This is a genomic window from Streptomyces antibioticus (assembly GCF_002019855.1).
GTDB lineage: Bacteria > Actinomycetota > Actinomycetes > Streptomycetales > Streptomycetaceae > Streptomyces > Streptomyces antibioticus_B.
In genome coordinates this window covers 1-859 of the sequence record NZ_KV917385.1, presented here as the reverse complement: position 1 = coordinate 859, position 859 = coordinate 1, and the positions used below count along the sequence as shown (strand labels likewise).

Below are 859 nucleotides of genomic sequence, written 5' to 3'. Positions count from 1 at the left end.
AGAAGTCATCTCATTTGGGCGGTTGGGTAAGCTGTCGGTCGTGGTGGGGATTGTTGAGCGGCTGGTGCCGGATGAGTTGTGGGAGTTGTTCCAGCGGGTGGTGCCGGAGGCGCCGTCTCGGCCTCAGGGTGGTGGCCGACGTCGGCATGGTGACCGGGAGGTGCTGGCTGCGATCGTGTTTGTCGCCACCTCGGGTTGTACCTGGCAGCAGCTGCCCACGGCCTCGTTCGGACCGTCGGGAGCGACAGCTCACCGGCGGTTCTCCGAGTGGAGCAAGGCCCGGGTGTGGGCCAAGCTCCACCGCCTGGTCCTCGATGAGCTTGGCGCCCGTGGTGAGCTGGACTGGTCGCGCTGCGCGATCGACTCGGTGAACATGCGGGCCCTGAAAAAGGGGGCCTGACAGGTCCGAATCCTGTGGACCGGGGCAAGTTCGGGTCGAAGATCCACTTGATCACGGAGCGGACCGGTCTGCCCCTGTCCGTCGGAATCTCAGGGGCGAACCTGCACGACAGTCAGGCCCTCGAGCCCCTCGTCCGCGGCATACCGCCCATCCGTTCACGCCGCGGACGCCGACGGCGCAGGCCCGGCAAGCTCCACGCCGACAAGGGATACGACTACGCCCACCTGCGGAAATGGTTACGTCAGCGCGGCATCAAGCACCGCATAGCCCGCAGAGGCATCGAGTCCTCGCAGCGACTAGGCCGCCACCGCTGGACCATCGAACGGACCATGGCCTGGCTCGCCGGCTGCCGCCGACTCCACCGACGCTACGAACGCAAGGCCGACCACTTCCTCGCCTTCACCAGCATCGCCTGCACCCTCATCTGCTACCGCCGACTCGCCAATTGAGATGACTTCT

The 859-nt window shown here is 66.1% G+C and carries 1 protein-coding gene; it reads left to right on the top strand.

What is annotated here, in order from left to right; all coding sequences use genetic code 11:
- The first annotated feature begins 49 nt into the window (after positions 1–49).
- Positions 50–849 (top strand): IS5 family transposase gene (locus AFM16_RS40785; RefSeq protein ID WP_370628159.1). Its coding sequence is split into 2 segments (ribosomal slippage): positions 50–385 and positions 388–849, totalling 798 coding nucleotides; the frame shifts between segments, so codons are not numbered across the junction.
- The last annotated feature ends 10 nt before the right edge of the window (positions 850–859 follow it).